At 46.0% G+C, this 352-nt stretch carries 1 protein-coding gene; it reads left to right on the plus strand.

Going from position 1 to position 352, the window contains the following annotated elements:
* Nucleotides 1-5: 5 nt before the first annotated feature.
* Nucleotides 6-352, plus strand: a 347-nt coding sequence (locus ACYVTD_RS18240; protein WP_461249016.1) for a [Fe-Fe] hydrogenase large subunit C-terminal domain-containing protein, incomplete at its 3' end; no start/stop codon positions are given.

The raw sequence follows: 352 nt of genomic DNA on the forward strand, positions 1-352 counted from the left end.
GTTACATAGACGATACCAACCGTTTTTTTTCCGACATTAAAAATGGGACAAAGATGATTGCCGTTGCGGCGCCGGCCGTCGCGTCTGTTTTCCCGGACAGGTTCCTAAACTTAAACGGCTGGTTAAAGTCTTTGGGGGTGGAAGCGTTTTTTGACGTCAGCTTCGGCGCGGAGTTAACCGTTGTTTCTTATCTGGATTATATAAAAGCAAAAAATCCAAGAACGGTTATCGCTCAGCCTTGCCCCGCGATTGTCTCCTTCATCGAAATTTACCATCCTGAATTAATACCATATCTTGCCCCGGCGGACAGTCCGATGCTGCACACAATAAGGCTTGTTAACGAATATTATCC

This window comes from Treponema sp. R6D11 (assembly GCF_054786075.1).